The organism is uncultured Campylobacter sp. (genome assembly GCF_937997465.1).
Lineage (GTDB): Bacteria > Campylobacterota > Campylobacteria > Campylobacterales > Campylobacteraceae > Campylobacter_A.
Genome location: NZ_CALKTQ010000184.1, coordinates 1 through 1949 on the forward strand (window position 1 = coordinate 1; position 1949 = coordinate 1949).

The 1949-nt window shown below is 33.0% G+C and carries 1 protein-coding gene; it reads right to left on the reverse strand.

Going from position 1 to position 1949, the window contains the following annotated elements:
- On the reverse strand, positions 1–1681 hold a 1681-nt coding region (locus Q0546_RS05975), incomplete at its 3' end, for an AAA family ATPase (protein ID WP_298791413.1).
- Between the last annotated feature and the right edge of the window lie 268 nt (positions 1682–1949).

A 1949-nucleotide genomic window follows, 5' to 3' on the forward strand; every position in this document is an offset into this window, starting at 1 on the left:
TTTCATTTTTAAGAGCTATGGTATATTGTTCTTGATACTGATGATGCGTGATTTGCAATATCTCGATGTTATTTTTATCTAAAATTTCTTTGATTTTTATATAAATTTGGCGTTGATGATCACTTTGAAAGTTAAAACCGGAGCTTAAGGTATTAGACGAACTCGTATTACTCTGCGCTATCTCGTTAGCGTTTAAATTTTTAATATTTGAAAGTAAATTTATATGCGGCTCGTCTAGAGTGTAGATCTTGCTTTTTGCCCTTGTTATGGCTGTATAGAACCATCTAAAATAGTTTTCGCTTAAAACGCTTGTCATAGTTTTGCAGTTTAGAAATAAATTTTTCCATTCACTACCTTGAGCTTTGTGGCAAGTGATGGCATAGCCAAATTTTACCTTTAGGGCATTAAAATAAGGATCCATCATTAGGGTATCGACCCACTCTTTGGTATTTGGTTTTAACCCAGGGTGACGCCTCATAAAGTCGATATAGATTCCTTTATTTTCATCCGAACTAAGGCTAGCTTGTTCTGAAAATAGTAAATTTTCTATTATTTTGCATCTTATATGCCAAGCTGCGCCATCTATATCATAAAAAAGCACTACAACATCTCTAAAGCTTATGCTAACATCTATTTTGCCGCCTTTAGTCTTTATGATTTTTGTTTCTGTTGGGGATAAAATTTCCTCTATAATCCCAAAATCGCCGTTTGAGATAAAAATACCGTGATTTGCGTTATTTGATGTAACTATTATCTTATCTCCTGCGCAGATTTGATTTTTATGATTTGGGAAAAGATGCCCCCTGACTTTATAGTTATACTCCTTTACGCTAGCGTTTGAGTACGCTACTATCATAGTTTGATGATCGACCTTGCCTTTGGTTACCTCTATGTATTGTTGCATGAAATTTATATGGTCTAGGTGTACTGTGTCATGAAAACTCGTATCGAAATTTATAGTATTAAATACTTTATTTTCTAATGATTTTCTTATAGGTAAAGTATTTTTAAGTATGCCGCTATCTTTTTCTTGTCTTACGACATCGGTAAGTTCAAACTCTTCGGCTCTAAAACCAAAATTTTCCAATATATATTGTTTATTTAATGCCGGAGAAAACGACATGCCGACCGGTGGCAACTGGGCGTTGTCGCCTATAAAAATGATCTTTTTTCGATGGTCATTACAGTCTAAATTTATGTAATGCATCAAATCTCGCAATAAAAAACCGCTTCCAAATCTGATAAATTCCATTTCGTTATAAATATCAGATATCATTGAAGCCTCGTCTATAATATAAACTGTGTCGTTTGAATCCTCATTGACGGCAACAGAAAAATAAAATTTATATGTTTTATCCTCTTTTTCCAGATTTTGTATGTATTCTACGGGATTTTTTAGGGTATATATAGTTTTATGGATAGTGTACGCGGCACTCCTTGTCTTTTGGCTTATGACCTTTGCCGCCTTGCCGGTTGGTGCTGCTAAGATATAGTTACGCTTTATCTCTCGAAAATACTCAGTCAAGCCTTTTGTAATAAAAGTTTTACCCGTTCCCGCATAGCCTTTTAATAAAAAAATGCTACTGTTTTGAGATGATATAAATGTTTCTAGCTTTTGAACTAGTTTGCTTTGAGAATCGGTTAGATTGTATTTTGTAAAAAAACTTCTTAAAGATATCATTATGGCACCCCCTTTTAATTTTTAGTATTATACAGCTTTACTATGACATATTGTGACTATTCTATAAAAAGTATAGCTTCAAATTTATGCTATAATAACTCTTTAGGTGCATAATAGCGATAAAAGGGAATACATATGCCAAACGAGATATCAACTGCTAAAAATATTTTAAAAATACTAAAAAGATTAAATGACGGCCATACTTTAAGACTTAAGCTTTTATCTGAAGACATGGGAATGAGTACCAGAAATTTAGAGAGGTATTTTA